General features: G+C 68.2%; 13 protein-coding genes. 11 read left to right on the top strand and 2 right to left on the bottom strand.

The annotated features are described in order from the left end of the window. Positions 1-381: 381 nt before the first annotated feature. The 6 genes from GXY15_01155 to GXY15_01130 all read left to right on the top strand — a co-directional run bounded on the left by GXY15_01155 (position 382) and on the right by GXY15_01130 (position 5994). A complete protein-coding gene (locus GXY15_01155) occupies positions 382-1371 on the top strand; it encodes a DUF1559 domain-containing protein (GenBank protein NLV39825.1) in 990 nt (329 codons plus the stop codon). Positions 1372-1519: 148 nt separating this feature from the next. Next, entirely contained in the window at positions 1520-2731 is a 1212-nt protein-coding gene (locus GXY15_01150) for a DUF3089 domain-containing protein (protein ID NLV39824.1), read from the top strand. Between the two features lie 133 nt (positions 2732-2864). Continuing rightward, positions 2865-3491 (top strand): TetR/AcrR family transcriptional regulator, encoded by a 627-nt coding sequence (locus GXY15_01145; GenBank protein ID NLV39823.1) that lies wholly within the window; start codon positions 2865-2867, stop codon positions 3489-3491. Positions 3492-3598: 107 nt separating this feature from the next. Next, complete coding sequence (locus GXY15_01140) at positions 3599-5206, top strand: TIGR03663 family protein (protein ID NLV39822.1); 1608 nt, start codon at positions 3599-3601, stop codon at positions 5204-5206. Positions 5207-5278: 72 nt separating this feature from the next. Then, positions 5279-5695: a nucleotidyltransferase gene (locus GXY15_01135; protein ID NLV39821.1), complete on the top strand. Its 417-nt coding sequence runs from the start codon at positions 5279-5281 to the stop codon at positions 5693-5695. Further along, the gene (locus GXY15_01130) at positions 5692-5994 is read left to right on the top strand and encodes a nucleotidyltransferase domain-containing protein (GenBank protein ID NLV39820.1); all 303 of its coding nucleotides are present in this window, start codon (positions 5692-5694) and stop codon (positions 5992-5994) included. Before GXY15_01135 ends, GXY15_01130 begins: the two co-directional genes overlap by 4 nt. A 96-nt stretch (positions 5995-6090) precedes the next feature. Here GXY15_01130 and GXY15_01125 read toward each other — a convergent pair whose 3' ends face one another. After that, on the bottom strand, positions 6091-6801 hold the full coding sequence (locus GXY15_01125) for a superoxide dismutase (protein ID NLV39819.1): 711 nt from the start codon (positions 6799-6801) through the stop codon (positions 6091-6093). 94 nt (positions 6802-6895) lie between these two features. After that, positions 6896-8062, bottom strand: a complete 1167-nt coding sequence (locus tag GXY15_01120) for an iron-containing alcohol dehydrogenase (GenBank protein ID NLV39818.1) — start codon at positions 8060-8062, stop codon at positions 6896-6898. 260 nt (positions 8063-8322) lie between these two features. On the opposite strand from GXY15_01120, the gene GXY15_01115 reads away from it, so the two are divergent. The 5 genes from GXY15_01115 to GXY15_01095 form a co-directional block, all read left to right on the top strand. Then, positions 8323-10377, top strand: a complete 2055-nt coding sequence (locus tag GXY15_01115; GenBank protein NLV39817.1) for a bifunctional (p)ppGpp synthetase/guanosine-3',5'-bis(diphosphate) 3'-pyrophosphohydrolase — start codon at positions 8323-8325, stop codon at positions 10375-10377. Positions 10378-10382: 5 nt separating this feature from the next. Further along, complete coding sequence (gene uvrB, locus GXY15_01110; GenBank protein ID NLV39816.1) at positions 10383-12386, top strand: excinuclease ABC subunit UvrB; 2004 nt, start codon at positions 10383-10385, stop codon at positions 12384-12386. A gap of 217 nt (positions 12387-12603) precedes the next feature. Then, complete coding sequence (locus GXY15_01105; GenBank protein ID NLV39815.1) at positions 12604-14952, top strand: DUF4838 domain-containing protein; 2349 nt, start codon at positions 12604-12606, stop codon at positions 14950-14952. A 123-nt stretch (positions 14953-15075) separates the two neighbouring features. After that, entirely contained in the window at positions 15076-15873 is a 798-nt protein-coding gene (locus tag GXY15_01100) for a thiazole synthase (protein ID NLV39814.1), read from the top strand. 239 nt (positions 15874-16112) lie between these two features. After that, the coding region (locus GXY15_01095) for a radical SAM protein (GenBank protein NLV39813.1) at positions 16113-17009 on the top strand (897 nt) is incomplete at its 3' end.

The following is a 17009-nucleotide window of genomic DNA, read 5'->3' as shown; positions in this document are numbered from 1 at the left end:
CAGGTCCGGGACCGCCGCAAGGGCGGCCACGCCCGGCAATGCCGTCAGACAGGTCTTGTGGGCCGACTTTGTGAAGCGCGCCGCCAAGAAGCTTGTCGGCATCACCTGCTTCGAGGCTTGCACCCTTGCGGACAGCCTGTGCGCCCTCTCCGCCCGGCATCCCGGAAAGCCGACGGCCTCCGCCCCGCAAAAGGCCCGCAGACAGACGGGCTCTTCGCCTGCGACTCGCCATGGGGAGGGTCCCTGCCCGGCAATCTTGCCGGAGAGTCCCGATAACAGGGCTTGCATTTTGGGGAAAAGTCTGCCATAATGGTAAACAACGGTCACAGCATGACCGTTGCTTTCAAAGAAATCAAAGATTACCTAATCGGGAGACCGCACATGCACCGGAAAGGATTTACCCTCATTGAGCTGTTGGTTGTCATCGCGATCATCGGCATCCTGGCGGCGATTCTGCTGCCCGCGCTGGCGCGCGCCCGGGAGTCCGCCCGTCGGGCCAGCTGCGCCAACAACCTGAAACAGTGGGGCCTGGTGTTCAAGATGTACGCCAACGAGTCGGGCGGGGGGAAGTTCCCGCCGATTCACATGGGGTCGTTTCCCAGGAAACACGGCTACACCCCCACCTACACGACCTTTGCGGTGGGGCCCAGGGTTCCCTCCATCTACCCGGAGTACCTGACCGACCCGATGATCGCCTTCTGTCCCTCGGACTCGGGGCTGGGCAAGTCCTTGGAGAAGGCGAAATACGAGGACGGCTCCTGGTGCTTTGACGTCATTGACGACAACAACGGGTGCATGCAGACCATCGGCGCCAGCTACGGGTATCTGGGCTGGCTGTTCGACCGGCTCGATGAGAAGCTCGGCACCACTTCTGTGGCGGCGCTGGCGTCGTTCGCCGAAACCTTCGGCCCCCTGCCGGCGGGGGTGGACACCTCGACCGAGGGGCCGACGCAGTTTGTGAACGGGATACTGCAGGCCGTCACGACGCCCGAGGCGATAGCCGCGGTGGTGAGCAATGACAACGGGGCCATTATGGCGGCGATTGACCGCGATGTCACGGGGGCCCTGCTTGTCGGCGCGGGGAACGCGGGCGGCGACACCATCTACCGCCTGCGCGAGGGCATCGAGCGGTTCCTGGTCACGGACATCAACAACCCGGGGGCCAGTTCGCGGGCGCAAAGCGGCATCTTCGTCATGCTGGACCAGTTCTCCACCTACATCGGCGGATTCAACCATCTTCCCGGCGGCTGCAACGTGCTCTACATGGACGGCCATGTGGAGTTTGTCCGATACCAGGAAGTGAACGGCACCGCCCCGGTCAACGGCGCCTGCGCGGGGGTTCTGGGCATTCTGGCCCCCTTCGCCGAGTAGGCGGGCGGGGGATGGCTGGCCGGGACAGCGAAAACAGCCTCCGCCCTAGCCAGAACACCGAGGGCGGCGCTGCGGCGGCGTCGCTGCCCGGTGCCGCGCCGAGCTGAAAGGGCGCCGCGCGACAAGGCCGGACAAGCAGGGCGAACGCATGACTCGCTGGAAAAAGGCAACACTGGGAACATCCCTCTCCCTTGCGGCGGCCGCGGCGCTGCTCTACGCCTTCCGTTTTGCCCTGGGCGACCTGCTTGTCGAGTCCGTCACCGGCGCCTTCGATCCCCGCAAGGCACCACCCCCGCCCGATTACGCGCTGGAATCCTCCTGGGCCGCACTGCCGGAAATGGACGACGCCTCGGACCGCGTGCCACCCGGCCTGGTGGAGGCGCCCAACCCGTCGCGCGACCTGGTGGACGTCTTTTACATCCATCCCACCGGCTTCGGGGAGCGCGCCAACTGGAACGCCTCGGTGGAGCAGGGGGACCGTGCGGACATTCCCGTCCCGGTGATGCTGGCCGGGCAGGCAAGCGCGTTCAACGGATGCGGCCGGGTCTTCGCGCCCAAATACCGCCAGGCGTCCATCTACGCCTTTGTCCTGCCGCTGCTGGCCCCGCGGCGAAACGACGCCTACCAGGCGCTTGACCTCGCCTACGGGGACATCGCGCGCGCCTTCGACCATTTCATCACGCACCGCAACGGGGGCAGGCCCCTCATCATCGCGAGCCACAGCCAGGGCACGCTGCACGCGCTGCGCCTGCTCTGGGAAAAGATTGACCGCACCCCGCTACATTCCCGCCTCATTGCGGCCTACACCATTGGCCTGGGCGTGCCCGAGGACTTTTTTGAGCGGGTGTTCCGCGACATCACGCCGTGCGGCTCGCCCACGCAGACGGGCTGTCTTGTCACCTGGGATACCTCCCGCGAGGGTTCCCGGTTTCATCTGCCCCGCGTTCACCGCTACCCGTGGGGCTGGGAGCGCGCGGCCGGCAAGCCGCGTTTCTGCGTGAATCCGCTAACCTGGACCGCGGACGAAACCCGCGCGCCCGCCTCTGCGCACCTGGGCGCCCTCGCGGCGCGGATCGTTCCCGCGGAAACAAGCCCCGACCGGTGCGTGATGGAGGGCATCACCCCGGCGCACACCTGGGCGCAGTGTCATGACGGCCGGCTCTGGATTGCGGAGCAGCCCCGCGGCCCCTTCCATGACTGGTTCGGCGTCTACCACATCCACGACATTGACCTCTTCTGGATGAACCTCCGCGAAAACGCGCGCGTCCGCGCGGACGCGTATCTGCGCGCGCACGGCCCGCCCGGGGCGCCGGCCGGGCGGGAACAGCCGCAGGGCGCGCCGGGGGACTCTCCCGACTGATTGCGGAGCAGCCGACATCTGGACTACGATACAGCCGCCGTTTGCGGCCATGGGGTACATCCTTGTGAAAAGTCAGCCTTCCGTTTCAAAACTGCGCCGCGAGCGAGAGCGCGAGGAGCTCAAAGGGCGGGTCATGGACATCGCCCGGGAAATGTTCCTGCGCGAGGGCTATGAGGCGGTCACCCTGCGGAAGATCGCCACGGCCATCGAATACACCCCCGGGTACATCTACAAGCTGTTCAGGGACAAGCAGGAGCTGATCGAGGCCATCCTCAGGCAGGACACCGACGACCTCCGCGCGCACCTCCTCCAATGCCTGAAACACGACAACCCGGTGGAGCAGGCCGTCGAAATGGCGCGCCACTATTCGGAATGGGCGGTCACGCACCCCAACCACTACCGCCTGATGCTCTTCCCGCCGGCGGGGTGGAGCGGGGAGGGGAGGCACCCGGACCAGGACGCCGCGGTTCCCTTCGAGCAGGAAGCCCTCAACATCCTGACGGAGCTCGTGAGGAGCGCCCTGCGCATGGGGATGATCAAGGAGAAGCACTCCGATCCGGGGCTGGTGGCCGCGACGTTATGGGCGGGCATTATCGGCGCCGTACTGATTGAGATTTCCATAGCCCCGAAAGGGCGCGTGGGTGTCGCCGGAAAGAACAGCTCCTTCAACCAGCGCTTCGAGGCGCTCAGGGAAGTGTTCCTGGACGGCTTTCTTGAGGAGCGTCCCGGCAAAAAGGGTGCCCGGCGGCGGCGGAAATAGCCGCAGGGCGGGCCATCCTCCTTCGCGCCTTCACGCTAAAGCGCCTTTCTTTCCGCTTGCCTTGTCCGGGCGGCGGGCCCTATAGTCTGGGGAGCTGGAGGTTCTCGATGCGCCTGATGGAAAAGACCGCGCTGGTGTTGGCGGCGTGCTGCGTGCTGGCCGTCGCGGCGTTTTTCCGTTTCCACGCGCTTTCGGCGCGGCCCCTGCACGGGGACGAGGCGAACCAGGCGGTGAAGACGGGCATCCTGTACGACAAGGGGGAGTACGCCTACGACCCCTTTGAGCACCACGGCCCGACGCTGTATTACCTGACCCTGCCGCTGCTGTGGCTGTCGGGGGCGGAATCGTTCAAGGACTCGGACATTCTCCCCTACCGGCTGGTGCCCGCCGGGTGCGGGCTGCTGCTGGTCGCGCTGCTGCTGGCCTTTGGCCGGATGACGGGGTGCTGGGCGGCGTTCTGGGCGGCCCTGCTGACCGCCGTTTCGCACGCCGTGACGTATTACAGCCGGTACTACATCCAGGAGACGTCGCTGGTGCTGTTCACGTGGGCCGCCGTGTTTTTCGCGTGGCGGTTCCTGCGCGCGCCGGGGTACGGGCGCGCCGCCGTGCTGGGCCTCTGTGCCGGCCTGATGCACGCCACGAAGGAAACCAGCCTGCCCATCGGCCTCGCGGCGGCGGGGGCCGTGGCGGCGACGTTGGTCTGGAACCGGATCACGGGCGGGGAGGCGCCGAAGGATGACGCCGAAAGGAAGTCCCTGCGCGGGCCGCTGCTGCTGGCGGCGGGGGTGGCGGCGGCGGTTTCGGTGGCCTTCTTCACCTCCTTCTTCACCCACGCGCGGGGGCCGCTGGACTCGGTGCTGACCTACCCCATTTATCTCACCCGCGCGGGCGGCGCGGGCAGTTCGGGCATCCACGACCACCCGTGGCACTACTACTTCGTCCTCTGGTTCTGGCACTGGAAGATGGCGGGGCCGAAATGGACCGAGGCACCGGTGATCCTGCTGGGGCTGGCGGGGGGGATGGCGGCGCTCTGGCCGCGCCGGAAAGGCGCAGTGCCCGGAGGGCACGACCTGTCCGCCGTCCGCTTCATCGCCTTCTTCACCCTGGCGATGACCGCCGGGTTCTCGATCACCCCCTACAAGGCCCCGTGGAACATGTTGGTGTTCTACCAGGGGTGGCTGGTGCTGGCGGGCTTCGGCGCGGCGGCGCTGGTGCGCCGGGCGCGTTTCCTGCCCCTGCGCGCGGCGACGGCGCTGCTGCTTCTCGGCGTGGCCGGCTTCCTGGGGAACCAGGCCTGGCTGGGCAACTTCCGCTATGCCGCCGACGTGCGCAACCCCTACGTCTACGCGCACACCAGCACGGCGCTGCTGCGAATCGCCGACCGGGCGCACCAGCTCGCGGCGGTTCATCCCGACGGGAAGCGGATGGTGGTGCGGGTGATCCGGCCGGGGGGCGACTACTGGCCCCTGCCGTGGTACTTCCGCGACCTGGAGCGGGTCGGCTACCACGGGAACCTCCCCGCCGACTGCAACGCCGACATGGTCATCTCGGGCCCCGAGATCGAGGAGCCGCTGAAGGGATGCCTCCAGGGCGACTACTTCACCGAGATGGGCGGCCTCCGCCCCGGCGTCCCCCTGGTCATCCGCATCCAGCGCCCCCTCTGGAACGCCTTCATGGAAACCCGGCGGGGGCCGACGGCGGCACCGGAAATGTAGACTGTCCCCCCGGTCGGACACTTGGAGAGAAGAAGCGGGATAGCCTATCATGGTCTCCACAGGAGAACGGTCATGATCCCAGACATCCGCTGGAAACAGCGTTTTCAGAATTTTGACCGCGCCATGGCGCTGTTGCGGGAACCTTTCGACCGGGGACTGGAGACACTGTCCCAGCTGGAAAAGGAGGGAACCGTTCAGCGGTTTGAGTTCGCCGTTGAACTGGCCTGGAAGACACTCAAGGACTATCTCCAGCACCAGGGGGCCGTTATCAGCCCCGTCACCCCGCGCAATGTGGTCAAGGAGGCCTTCGCCGCCCATATTCTCGCCGACGGCCAGGTGTGGGTGGACATGCTCGACCACCGGAATGTCCTGTCGCACACCTATGACGCCGCGGCCTTCGAGAAAGCCCTCGCCGCCGTCAAGGAGCGGTACCGGCCCGCCATGGAGGAGCTCCACGGCTGGCTGCTTGCCCGGAGCGGGGAGTCATGAACGGAACCGGGCTGACGGAGGCCGAATGGGGCCTGATCCGGGGCGTGCTTGCGGCGTATCCTGACATAACGGGCGCTATCCTGTTCGGCTCACGGGCCAAAGGCACCGCCTCCCCCGCGTCGGACATTGACCTGGCCCTGGAGGGGGTTGACGATCCCCTGAGGGCGGAGGCCGTGGCGGCCGAACTGGAGGAGCTTCCCCTCCCCTACCGGTTCGACGTCAAGGCGCTGGCAGCCCTCCAGTCCGCCCCGCTGCTGGACCACATACGCCGCGTCGGCATCCGGGTCTATCCCTCCTAGAAGACGCCCCCCTGCCCCCCGTTGCCCCAAAAAACATTGGCGGGGAGCCCGCCATCTGCGCGGACTCCCCGCCTGCCTCACGTCAACAACCCTGGGTCACCTCCGGAGGTTGTCAATGTTCTTCTGTACCTGTCCCCAGTTTACCACGTTCCACCAGGCGGCGATGTAGTCGGCGCGGCGGTTCTGGTAGTTGAGGTAGTAGGCGTGCTCCCAGACGTCGAGCCCGAGGACCGGCGTGCCCGCCCAGTCGGTGAGCTTGTGCTGGTTTTCGGCCTGGAGGATGACCAGCCGGTCGTCAGCCGGACGGTACACCAGCAGCGCCCAGCCGCTGCCCTCGACGGCGGCGGCCGCGGCGCTGAACTGCGCCTTGAACGCCTCGAAAGACCCGAAGTCGCGGGTGATGCGGTCCATCAGCGCGCCCTCGGGAACGCCCCCGCCGCCCTTGCCCGCGGGGGCCATCACGGTCCAGAACATGCTGTGCAGGAAGTGGCCGCCGCCGTTAAAGGCGGCCCGCTTGCTCCAGTACTGGACCATGGCGTAGTCGTTCGCCGCCCGGGCTTTCGCCTGGGCCGCCTCCGCCTCGTTGAGCCCCTTCACGTACGCCGCATGATGCTTGCTGTGGTGCAGTTCCATCGTTTTGGCGTCAATGTGCGGTTCCAGCGCGTCATAGGCGTAGGGAAGTTCGGGAAGCGTGTGGGTGGTCAGCGCGCCCGCGGACGCGGCGTCCTGCGCCCTGACCCCGCCCGGTGCCGCCAGCAGCAGCCCAGCCGCCAGCGCGGTCATCATCAAACCCTTCTGTATGCTCATGTTCCGTGTCTCCTGTGGTGTGTCCGGCGGTTGCCTTGACCGATCCGCCGGCGCTTGGTTCGCTTTTAGGAACCATTCCCAGTAGAGGCTTATTTCACAGGCAGGGGAATTCCCCCCGGACGGAGGAGAGGAACAGGGCGCAAAGGGTTTTCCCATCGAGGGTTCCAGGCTGGTTGCGGAACCGGTAGGGGTCCTTGGCGATGTCTTTTGCAAAGCGGATGGCATCAACCTCGGAGACACCGTGGGCAGCGGCGTGGGGAGCGACGCCCGCATCGCGCAGGATGCCCGTCAGGCCATCGTAGACCAGCCGCGCGAGTGCTCCGGGGTCCGGCGGCGGTACGGCGCAGAGGCCCAGAGCGACGGCAATGCGGCCGACCCGCTCCGGCACGGCGAACGCGTTGAACGCGAAGACCGGGGGGAACAGGAGGGCGTTGGCGAGCCCGTGGGCGAGGCCGAACTCCAGGGTGTAGTAGTAGCCCATGCCGTGGACCACGGTGGTGCCGCTGTGGGCGATGACCATGCCGGAGAGCAGGGCGGCCAGGGACATGCCGGAGCGCGCCTCCAGGTTTTCCGGCTCGCGCACCGCCACGGGGAGCCAGCGGCGGGCAAGGGTGCAGGCCTCCAGCGCCAGCGCGTCGCCGACCGGGGTCGCAGTTCGGGAGACCATGCCCTCCATCGCCTGGCTAAGTGCGTCGAGCCCTGTGGCCGCGGTCACGGCGGCGGGCATGGACACCGTCAGTTCGGGGTCCACCACGGCCACGCGGGGGAACAGCCCCGGCCCGCGCAGGGTGCGCTTCATGCCCGTGTCCGGGTCCAGCAGCACGCTGTACGGCGTGACCTCGCTGCCCGTGCCGGAGGTGGTGGCCACGGCGGCCAGGGGCAGCACGTCCGCCTCCCCCGCCGGGGCGGAGAAAAGCGCCGACCCCGGCGCGTCCTGACGGGCGAGCACCGCAACGGCCTTCGCCGCGTCCATGGGGCTGCCGCCGCCCAGGGCCAGCACAAAGTCGCAGCCCGCCGCCCGGCAGTGCTCGCCGCCGCGCGCGCACACGGCAACGCCGGGGTTCTCCTCCACCTCGTCAAACACCACGGCCTCCGGAAACACGGCCAGCACGCGGTCCAGCAGGCCGCTTTCGCGCGCCGAACGGCGTCCCGTGACAACGAAAGGCCGGGTTCCCAGGGGCGCGCACAAGGCACCCAACTGGGCGAAGGCCCCGGCACAGTAGGCCACCCGGGTCGGGATGAAGAAGGTTGTTGTGTTCATGGAACCGATTTTACCCAAGCGCGGGGGAAAATGGAAGGGGCGGGCAGGAGTGCCAGATGGACGGTATGGACAATATGGACGATATGGACAGCGTGGACAGAACGACCCTTGGCGGCGGACGTGGGTTTTGTCCATGCCGTCCATATCGTCCATATTGTCCATGTCCCCCCTCCCGCGAATACGGTTGGGGCCGGGGGGTGTTTCAGTGGTAAGATAAGGCGGTCACAGGGGCCGACCGGCCCCGAAACAAGGCGGAATCCATGCCGGGGCGCAGTCTATACGCGAGGCTAATCAAGCGGCTTAAGCGCACCTTTCCGGACGCCGATCTGGAGGTGGTGCGCAAGGCCTACCGGATGTCCGCGGACGGGCATCTGGGGCAGCAGCGCGCCTCGGGGGAGGCCTACATCACGCACCCGGTGAACGTGGCGCTGATCCTTGCGGAGATGGGGCTGGACCCGGTGACCTGCGCGGCGGCGCTGCTGCACGACCTGCTGGAGGACACGAAGACCCCGCGGGCGGCGGTGGAGGCGGAGTTCGGCGAGGCGGTGGCCCGGGTGGTGGAGGGGGTGACGAAGATCACGCGGCTGAATTTCCGGGAGGACTCCGAGGCCCTCGAAAACCGCCAGGCGCAGAACATCCGGAAACTGCTGGTGGCCACGACGCAGGATCTCCGGGTGCTCCTGATCAAGCTGGCGGACCGGCTGCACAACATGCGGACGCTGGAGTTCCTGCCGGAGGAGAAGCGGGTCTCCATCGCGCGGGAAACCATGGACATCTACGCGCCCCTGGCGCACCGGCTCGGCATCTCGGAGTGGCGGTGGGAGCTGGAGGACCACGCGTTCCACGTCCTGGACCCGGAGTCGTACAAGGAGGTGGCGAAGGCGGTCTCCATGAAGCGCCGGGAGCGGGAGATCTACCTGCGGCAGACCATCGCGCTTCTGGACAGGAAGCTGGCGGAGGTGGACATCCCCGCGCGGGTCATCGGGCGGCCCAAGCACCTGTTCAGCATCCACGAGAAGATCAAGAGCCAGAACAAGGACTTCTCGCAGGTCTACGACGTGCTCGGGGTGCGCATCATCACGCAGTCGGAGGGGGCGTGCTACAGCGCCCTGGGCGTGGTCCACTCCCTGTGGCCGCCCCTGCCGGACCGGGTGAAGGACTATGTGGCGGTGCCGAAGGAGAACATGTACCAGGCCATCCACACGACGGTGGTGCGGGAGAACGGCCGCCCGATGGAGGTGCAGATCCGGTCGGAGGCGATGGACCGGGTCGCCCGCGAGGGGGTGGCGGCGCACTGGGTGTACAAGGAGGGCGGCCGCGACGACGCGCTGGACGCGCGGCTGATCTGGCTGCGCCGCCTGCACGACTGGCTGAAGGACGAGGACATCGGCGACGGGCTGATGGACAGCATGCGGCAGGAGATCAACCCGCGCTCGTATGTGTACGTCTACACGCCCAAGGGCGACGTGATCGAGCTGCCGGAGGGGGCCACGCCCCTCGACCTGGCCTACCACGTCCACTCCCATGTCGGCCACCACTGCCTGGGCGCGCGGGTGAACGAGAAGATGGTGTCGCTGCGCTACAACCTGCAGAACGGCGACGTGGTGGAGATCCTGACGTCGAAGAACCAGGAGCCGCACCGCGACTGGCTGGACCTGGTGATCACGGGGCGCGCGCGCACGCGCATCCGCCAGCGGCTGCGCGAGCTGGGCGAGCTGCCCCCCATCGAGGAGGCAAAGAAACCGGAGGCACGCCTGCGGACGGCGCACCATCCCGGACGCGTCCCCGTGCGGCCGGAGACGGTGCGCGAGGTGGACGACGCCACGCGGCACAAGCTGATCCGCATCGAGGGGCACAAGGGGATGGCGGTGCAGTTCGCGAAATGCTGCAACCCCATGCCGGGGCACCGCATTGCGGGCTATGTCACGCGGAACCCGGGCATCTCGGTGCACCGGGTGGACTGCCGCAGTTTTCTGCGGACCGCGCAGGACCCCAAACGGGTCGTGGACGCGGCGTGGGAGGGCGACAGCGCCTTTGTGGCGACGCTGTGCCTCGTGACGCGCCGTCGGCCCAACCTGCTGGCGGACATCACCAACGTGCTGCGCCCCATGAACATAGACATCACGGGGGCGCACTTCGCCATGCAGACGGAGGACCGCAGCGACTTCGTGTTCTCCTTCGAGACGCCGGACGACAAGACCATCACGCGGGTGCTCCAGACCGCCCTGACCGTGCCGGGTGTCTTTGACGCGCGGCAGGTGGAGGTGAGGGCACTGCCCGCCGGACCGGGCCGGTCCGGGACCCTGGGCGGGTGAGCGGCATGGACGGGGAGCCCTTCCGGATCGCGTCGGGCTACGCGCCCGCGGGGGACCAGCCGGAGGCCATCGAGGCGCTGGTGCGCGGGCTGGGCGAGGGGCGCGCCGCGCAGGTGCTGCTCGGCGTCACCGGCTCCGGCAAGACCTTCACCATCGCGAACGTCATCGAGCGGATCCAGCGGCCCGCGCTGGTGCTGGCGCACAACAAAATCCTGGCCGCGCAGCTCTATGGGGAGTTCAAGGCCCTCTTCCCGGACAATGCGGTCGAGTATTTCGTCAGCTACTACGACTACTACCAGCCCGAGGCCTACATCCCCACCACGGACACGTATATCGAGAAGGACTCGGCGATCAACGACGAGATTGACAAGATGCGCCACGCCGCCACGCGGGCCGTCCTCACGCGGCGCGACGTCATCGTCGTGGCCAGCGTGTCCTGCATCTACGGCATCGGCGCGCCCGAGACCTACCGGCAGCTGAGCGTGGAACTGGCCCCGGGCGACGCGCTGTCCCGCGACGCCCTGGTGGCGGGGCTCGTGGAGATGCAGTACCAGCGCAACGACGTGGACTTCCACCGCGGCACCTTCCGCGTGCGCGGCGACGTCGTGGACGTGTTCCCGGCCTACGAGACAGACCGGGCGGTGCGCGTGGAGTTCTTCGGCGACGGGATCGAGGCGCTCTCGGAGGTGGACCCGCTGCGGGGCGTGGTCCTGCGGAAGCTCCGCCGGACGGCGGTGTTTCCGGGCTCCCATTACGCGGCCACCCGGGCCACCATGGAGGCGGCGGCGGAGACCATCCGCGCGGAGCTGGAGGAGCGGCTGCGGGAACTGCGCGGGGCGGGCCAGGAGCTCTACGCCCAGCGGCTGGAGCAGCGCACGCGCTATGACCTGGAGATGCTGCTGGAGACGGGATACTGCTCGGGCATTGAGAACTACTCGCGCCATCTGGACGGCCGCGCGCCGGGCGTGCCGCCCCACACCCTCATCAGCTACTTCCCCGACGACTTCCTGCTCGTGGTGGACGAGAGCCACATGAGCATTCCGCAGGTGGGCGCCATGTTCAAGGGTGACCGCTCGCGCAAGGACAAGCTGGTGGAGTACGGGTTCCGCCTGCCCTGCGCGCGGGACAACCGCCCCCTCACCTTTGAGGAGTTCGAGGGGCGCGTCGGCCAGGTCATCTATGTGAGCGCGACCCCGGCGGACTACGAGCTGCGGGAGGCGGGCGGCGAGGTGGTGGAGCAGGTGGTGCGGCCGACGGGCCTCACGGACCCGGAGGTCGAGGTGCGCCCCGCGAAGGGGCAGGTGGACGACCTGCTGGCGGAAATCCGCGCGCGGGCGGACAAGGGCGAGCGCGTGCTGGTCACCACACTGACGAAGCGGATGGCGGAGGACCTGACGGAGTACTACCACGAGCTGGGGGTGCGCGTGCGCTACATGCACGCGGACACGGAGACCCTGGAGCGCATCGAGCTGGTGCGCGACCTGCGCCAGGGCGCCTACGACGTGCTGGTCGGCATCAACCTCCTGCGCGAGGGGCTCGACCTGCCGGAGGTGTCGCTGGTGGCCATCCTCGACGCGGACAAGGAGGGGTACCTGCGCTCGCGCACGAGCCTGATCCAGACCTGCGGCCGCGCCGCGCGCAACGTCCGCGGCCGCGTCATCATGTACGCCGACACCGTCACGGGCTCCATGGAGCGCGCCATGGGCGAAATGGCCCGCCGCCGGAAGAAGCAAATCGCCTACAACAAGAAGCACGGCATCACCCCGCGCTCCATTGAGAAGGCCATCCCCGACCTCCTCGGCTCCATCCACGAGCGCGACTATGTCACCGTGCCGCGCGCCGCCGAGGAGCCCGACCTGTATCTGCCCTCGGAGGACCTGCGCAAGACCATCGGCCTCCTGCGGAAGAAGATGAGGCAGGCGGCGGACAAGATGGACTTCGAGCAGGCGGCGGTCTACCGCGACCGCATCACGGCGCTGGAGCGCCGGATCATCGAGGAGGGGCTGTAGGCGGGGGAAAGCGTCGGACAGGCCGGACCGGCTGGGGAAGTCCGATCGGACTGATCCGTCGGATCGGTCGGATCGGACCGATGATTCGGCTTCTCCCCGGATCGCGCCCGGGCCCGCAGCTTCCCCGGCGTCCTCTCCGTTCGCGCCGCCCCCCTGTTTTTGGTAGTATGCGGGGATGCACGGCGGCGCGTCCGCCGAACAATGGAGGATCCTGGACATGCGAACCCTCACGCGCACCTTTGCGGCCTGCCTGGCCGCCGCCCTGCCGCTTGCGGCGCTGCTCACGGGATGCGAGACCCTCTCCATGCCGCAAATGATGCTGCCGGGGCCGGACAAGCCGGCCCCCGTCCCCGCCGTCACCCTGGCCGAGAACGGCGCGGCGAAGACGGCCATCGTGGTGCCCGCCGACGCGCCGCCGAGCACGCGGTACGCGGCGGAGGAGCTTCAGCGTTTCCTCGGCGAGATGACCGGGGCGGCCTTTGAGGTGATCCCGGACACGGCGCCGCAGCGCGCGTCGGAGATCGTTCTGGGCCGCAGCGCCCGGCTGGAGCGCCTCGGCGTCTCCATTGACTTCCCCGCCCTGGGGAACGAGGGCTATGTGCTGATGACCACGGGGAAGCACCTGGTCATCGCGGGCGGCGAGCCGCGCGGCACGCTGTACGGCGTGTACGGCCTGCTGGAGGACCACCTGGGCTGCCGCTGGTTCACCCCGGAGGTCAGCCACATCCCCCGCGCGGAGACGCTGGCGGTCTCCAAGCTGGACGAGGTCCGCATCCCGGTGCTGGAGTACCGCGAGCCCTTCGTGTACGAGTGCTTCGACGGCGACTGGGCCGCCCGCAACCGCGCCAACGGCAACACCGCCCGGCTGGAGGAGAAGCACGGCGGCAAGGTTGTCTACCACGGTTTCGTGCACACCTTCGACCAGCTGGTACCGCCGGAGAAGTACTTCGACGAGCACCCCGAGTATTTCTCCCTCATTGACGGCGCGCGAAAAAAGGAGCGCACGCAGCTCTGCTGCACCAACGAGGACGTGGTCCGCATCGTGACGGAGGGGGTGCGGGGCTGGATGCGCGCGAACCCCGGCGCCACGGTGTTCAGCGTCTCGCAGAACGACTGGTACAACTTCTGCCAGTGCGGCAAGTGCACCGCCCTGGCCGAGGCGGAGGGGTCCCAGATCGCCCCGGTGCTCCAGCTGGTGAACAGCGTGGCGCGGGCCGTGCGCGACGAGTTCCCGGACAAGGCGGTGGACACGCTGGCCTACCAGTACACGCGCAAGCCCCCGAAGACCATGCGGCCGGAGCCGAACGTGATCATCCGCCTGTGCAGCATAGAGTGCGACTTCTCCCACCCCTTCGACGAGCGCGCCACGAAGGAGAACGCCGCCTTCGCCGACGACCTTAATGAATGGGCGAAGGTCGCGAACCGCCTGTGGGTGTGGAACTACGACACGTCGTTCTCCAACTACCTGACGCCCTTCCCCAACCTGAAAGTGCGCGGCCCGAACATCCGCTACATGATCGCCAACAACGTGCGCGGCATCTTCGAGCAGGACGTGTACACAACGCCGCACGGCGAGTTCTCCGCCCTGAGCGGCTATGTGGGCGCGAAGCTCCTCTGGAACCCCGACTACGACACGGACAAGGCGGTGAACGAATTCCTGCTGGGGGTTTACGGCGACGCCGCCGCCCCCCTGCGGCTCTACCTCGACCTGATCCATGAGGCGGTCGCAGACCCGAAGACCAACATGGGCATCTGGATCGGGCCGGACGTCAAGTGGCTCACGGACGACCTGCTGGCGCGGGCGGACGAGCTGATGGACATGGCGGAGGAGGCCGTGGCGGATCAGCCGGAGGCGCTGGAGCGGGTCAGGATCGCGCGGCTGAGCACGGATTTCGCAATCATCGAGCGCATGCGCGCCCGGGCCACGGACGCCTACGCCTTCGACCACAAGAAGAACGCGGTCACCATGCGGCCGGAGTTCAAAGCCCGCGTGGACCGCTTTTTCTCCGTGGCCGAGCGCAACGGACTGGTGGCGATCCGCGAGGGCGGCGGCGCCCTGGGCGAGTACAAAAAGATGATCCTCGACTCGTTCTCCGGCGAGAAGGTCTACGAGCTGCGGAAGGCGGCGCCGGCGGCAAAGACCGCGCCGGGGTTGAAATGGGCGTATTACAACAGGACCCTGAACGACCTCCCCGACTTCTCCACGCTGAAGCCCGACACCACGGGCGTCTCCAGCCGTGTGGACCTGTCGAAATCGCCGACCAAGGACGGCTTTGCCCTGCGATTTGAGGGGTATCTGAAGGCGCCGGAGAACGGGCTCTATTCGCTGGCCCTCCGGTCGAACGACGGCAGCCGCCTGTACCTCGGCGGCGAACTGCTCATCGACAACGGCGGCCTGCACAAGGCGGAGACGAAGACGGCCTTCGCCGCCCTGGAAAAGGGGCTGCACCCCGTTGTCGTCGAGTATTTCGAGAGCGGCGGCGAGGAGACCCTCAGCCTCTTCTGGTCCGGGCCGGGAATCAAGCACACCGGCGTGCCTGCGGACGCCCTCGTCCACGCCGAGTAGGCGCACTGCGGCCCGCCGCTGGGAATGGGCCGGAAGAGAGGGCTATAATGCGCCGTCCGCGTCCGGAATTTCGGGCGCGGGCGGCGCGCGGTTCCCCCGCGCCCCCAACAGACGGAAAACCCCATGAATCCTGACACCCAAAACGACGCCCTGGTCATCGCCGGGCGGCGCTTCTCCTCCCGGCTGATGATCGGCACGGGCAAGTTCCCCGCCGCCGCCGCCCTGCGCGCGGCCATCGCGGCCAGCGGCGCGGACATCGTGACCGTCGCCCTGCGGCGCGTGGACCTGGGCTCGCCGGAGGCCGAGGGCATCCTCTCGGCCATTGACCCGGAAAAGCAGCTCATCCTGCCGAACACCAGCGGCGCGCGCACGGCGGAGGAGGCGGTGCGGCTGGCGCGCATGGCCCGGGCCGGCGGCATGCCGCCGTGGATCAAGCTGGAGCTGACCCCCGAGCCGCGCTTTCTCCTGCCGGACCCCGTGGAGACCCTGAAGGCCGCCGAAATCCTCGTGAAGGACGGGTTCACCGTGCTGCCCTACATCCAGGCGGACCCCATGCTGGCGAAGCGGCTGGAGGAGCTGGGCACCGCCACCGTCATGCCGCTCGGCGCGCCCATCGGCAGCAACCGGGGCATCCGCACCCGCGACATGATCCGCATCATCATTGAACAGTCCAATGTCCCCGTGGTGGTGGACGCCGGGCTCGGGGCGCCGTCCCACGCCGCGGAGGCCATGGAGATGGGCGCCGACGCCGTGCTGGTGAACACCGCCCTCTCCGACGCGTCGGACCACGCCGCCATGGCGCGGGCCTTCGCCCTGGCCGTGGAGGCGGGCCGCATGGCCTGGCGCGCGGGCCTCGGCCCGGAGCGCGCCGGTGCCGAGGCGTCGTCCCCCCTCACCGGCTTCCTGCATCCGGCACCTTGACCAATGACCACTAGCAGGAACAGTTTTCCGGGGGTGTTGTCGAGTCGCCCGACACGACCGTCATTCCCGCGAAAGCGGGAATCCATCTTGGGTCAACGGGGTACGGTGCATGCAGAAAAATGGGCCCCCGCTTTCGCGGGGGTGACGGGGGTGACGGAGATGACGATGCCCCCGCACTGGGACGCCGCCGTCCCGGCGGCCCTGTCCGGAAGCGGTTTGCCCCGCGCCGAAAGGTTCCCATGAGTTTTGTGCAGGAAATGGCCGCCTGGCCGAAGGAGCGCGTCCGCGACCTCGTGGACGGCGCGTCCGCCCGCGATGTGGAGGCCGCCCTGGGCCGCGAGACACGCACGCCCCGCGACCTGGCCGCCCTCCTCTCCCCCGCCGCCCTCCCCTATCTGGAGCCCATGGCCCGCGAGGCGCACCGCCTCACCCGGTGGCATTTCGGGCGCACCATCTCGCTCTACGCCCCCATCTACCTCTCCAACCTCTGCTCCGCCGACTGCGTCTACTGCGGCTACGCCGCCCGGTCGCACTCCCACGAGAAGCGCACCACCCTGACGCCGGAGGAGACGGACGCCGAATGCCGCGCTTTGGCGGCCATGGGTTACCGCAACGTGCTCCTGCTCACGGGCGAGGCGCCCCACATCGTGCCGCCCGCCAAAATCGCGGAGGCCTGCGCCGTCGCCCGCCGCCACTTCGCCGGCGTGTCCGTCGAGATCTACGCCATGGACCAGCCCGACTACGCGCTCCTGGTCGAAAGCGGGCTCGAGGGCGTCACGCTCTACCAGGAAACCTACGACCGCGGCCTGTACGCCCGGGTGCATCTCCTCGGGCAGAAAAGGAACTACGAATACCGGCTCGACTCCCTCGAGCGCGCCGGACGCGCGGGCGCGCGCCGCATCACCGTCGGCGCGCTCCTCGGACTGGGCGAATGGCCCGCCGAGGCCTTCTGGACCGCCCTCCACGCGCGCCACCTGCAAAAGGCCTGCTGGACCAGCGCCGTCGGCGTGTCCTTCCCCCGGCTGCGCCACACCCCGCCCCGGTTCCAGATCGCCCACCCCCTCGGCGACGCAGAACTCGTCCAGACGATTCTCGCCACCCGCCTCTTCCTGCCCGAGGCCGGGTTCAACCTCAGC

The organism is Candidatus Hydrogenedentota bacterium, from assembly GCA_012730045.1.
Classification (GTDB): domain Bacteria; phylum Hydrogenedentota; class Hydrogenedentia; order Hydrogenedentales; family CAITNO01; genus JAAYBR01.
This window is presented reverse-complemented; position numbering and strand designations above follow the sequence as displayed.

What these genes read in the sequence shown, in the direction of transcription:
- GXY15_01155 (NLV39825.1), top strand. Translation starts at nt 382, where the DNA reads ATGCACCGGAAAGGATTTACCCTCATTGAGCTGTTGGTTGTCATCGCG.
- GXY15_01150 (NLV39824.1), top strand. Translation starts at nt 1,520, where the DNA reads ATGACTCGCTGGAAAAAGGCAACACTGGGAACATCCCTCTCCCTTGCG.
- GXY15_01145 (NLV39823.1), top strand. Translation starts at nt 2,865, where the DNA reads ATGGACATCGCCCGGGAAATGTTCCTGCGCGAGGGCTATGAGGCGGTC.
- GXY15_01140 (NLV39822.1), top strand. Translation starts at nt 3,599, where the DNA reads ATGCGCCTGATGGAAAAGACCGCGCTGGTGTTGGCGGCGTGCTGCGTG.
- GXY15_01135 (NLV39821.1), top strand. Translation starts at nt 5,279, where the DNA reads ATGATCCCAGACATCCGCTGGAAACAGCGTTTTCAGAATTTTGACCGC.
- GXY15_01130 (NLV39820.1), top strand. Translation starts at nt 5,692, where the DNA reads ATGAACGGAACCGGGCTGACGGAGGCCGAATGGGGCCTGATCCGGGGC.
- GXY15_01125 (NLV39819.1), bottom strand. Translation starts at nt 6,801, where the DNA reads ATGAGCATACAGAAGGGTTTGATGATGACCGCGCTGGCGGCTGGGCTG.
- GXY15_01120 (NLV39818.1), bottom strand. Translation starts at nt 8,062, where the DNA reads ATGAACACAACAACCTTCTTCATCCCGACCCGGGTGGCCTACTGTGCC.
- GXY15_01115 (NLV39817.1), top strand. Translation starts at nt 8,323, where the DNA reads ATGCCGGGGCGCAGTCTATACGCGAGGCTAATCAAGCGGCTTAAGCGC.
- uvrB (NLV39816.1), top strand. Translation starts at nt 10,383, where the DNA reads ATGGACGGGGAGCCCTTCCGGATCGCGTCGGGCTACGCGCCCGCGGGG.
- GXY15_01105 (NLV39815.1), top strand. Translation starts at nt 12,604, where the DNA reads ATGCGAACCCTCACGCGCACCTTTGCGGCCTGCCTGGCCGCCGCCCTG.
- GXY15_01100 (NLV39814.1), top strand. Translation starts at nt 15,076, where the DNA reads ATGAATCCTGACACCCAAAACGACGCCCTGGTCATCGCCGGGCGGCGC.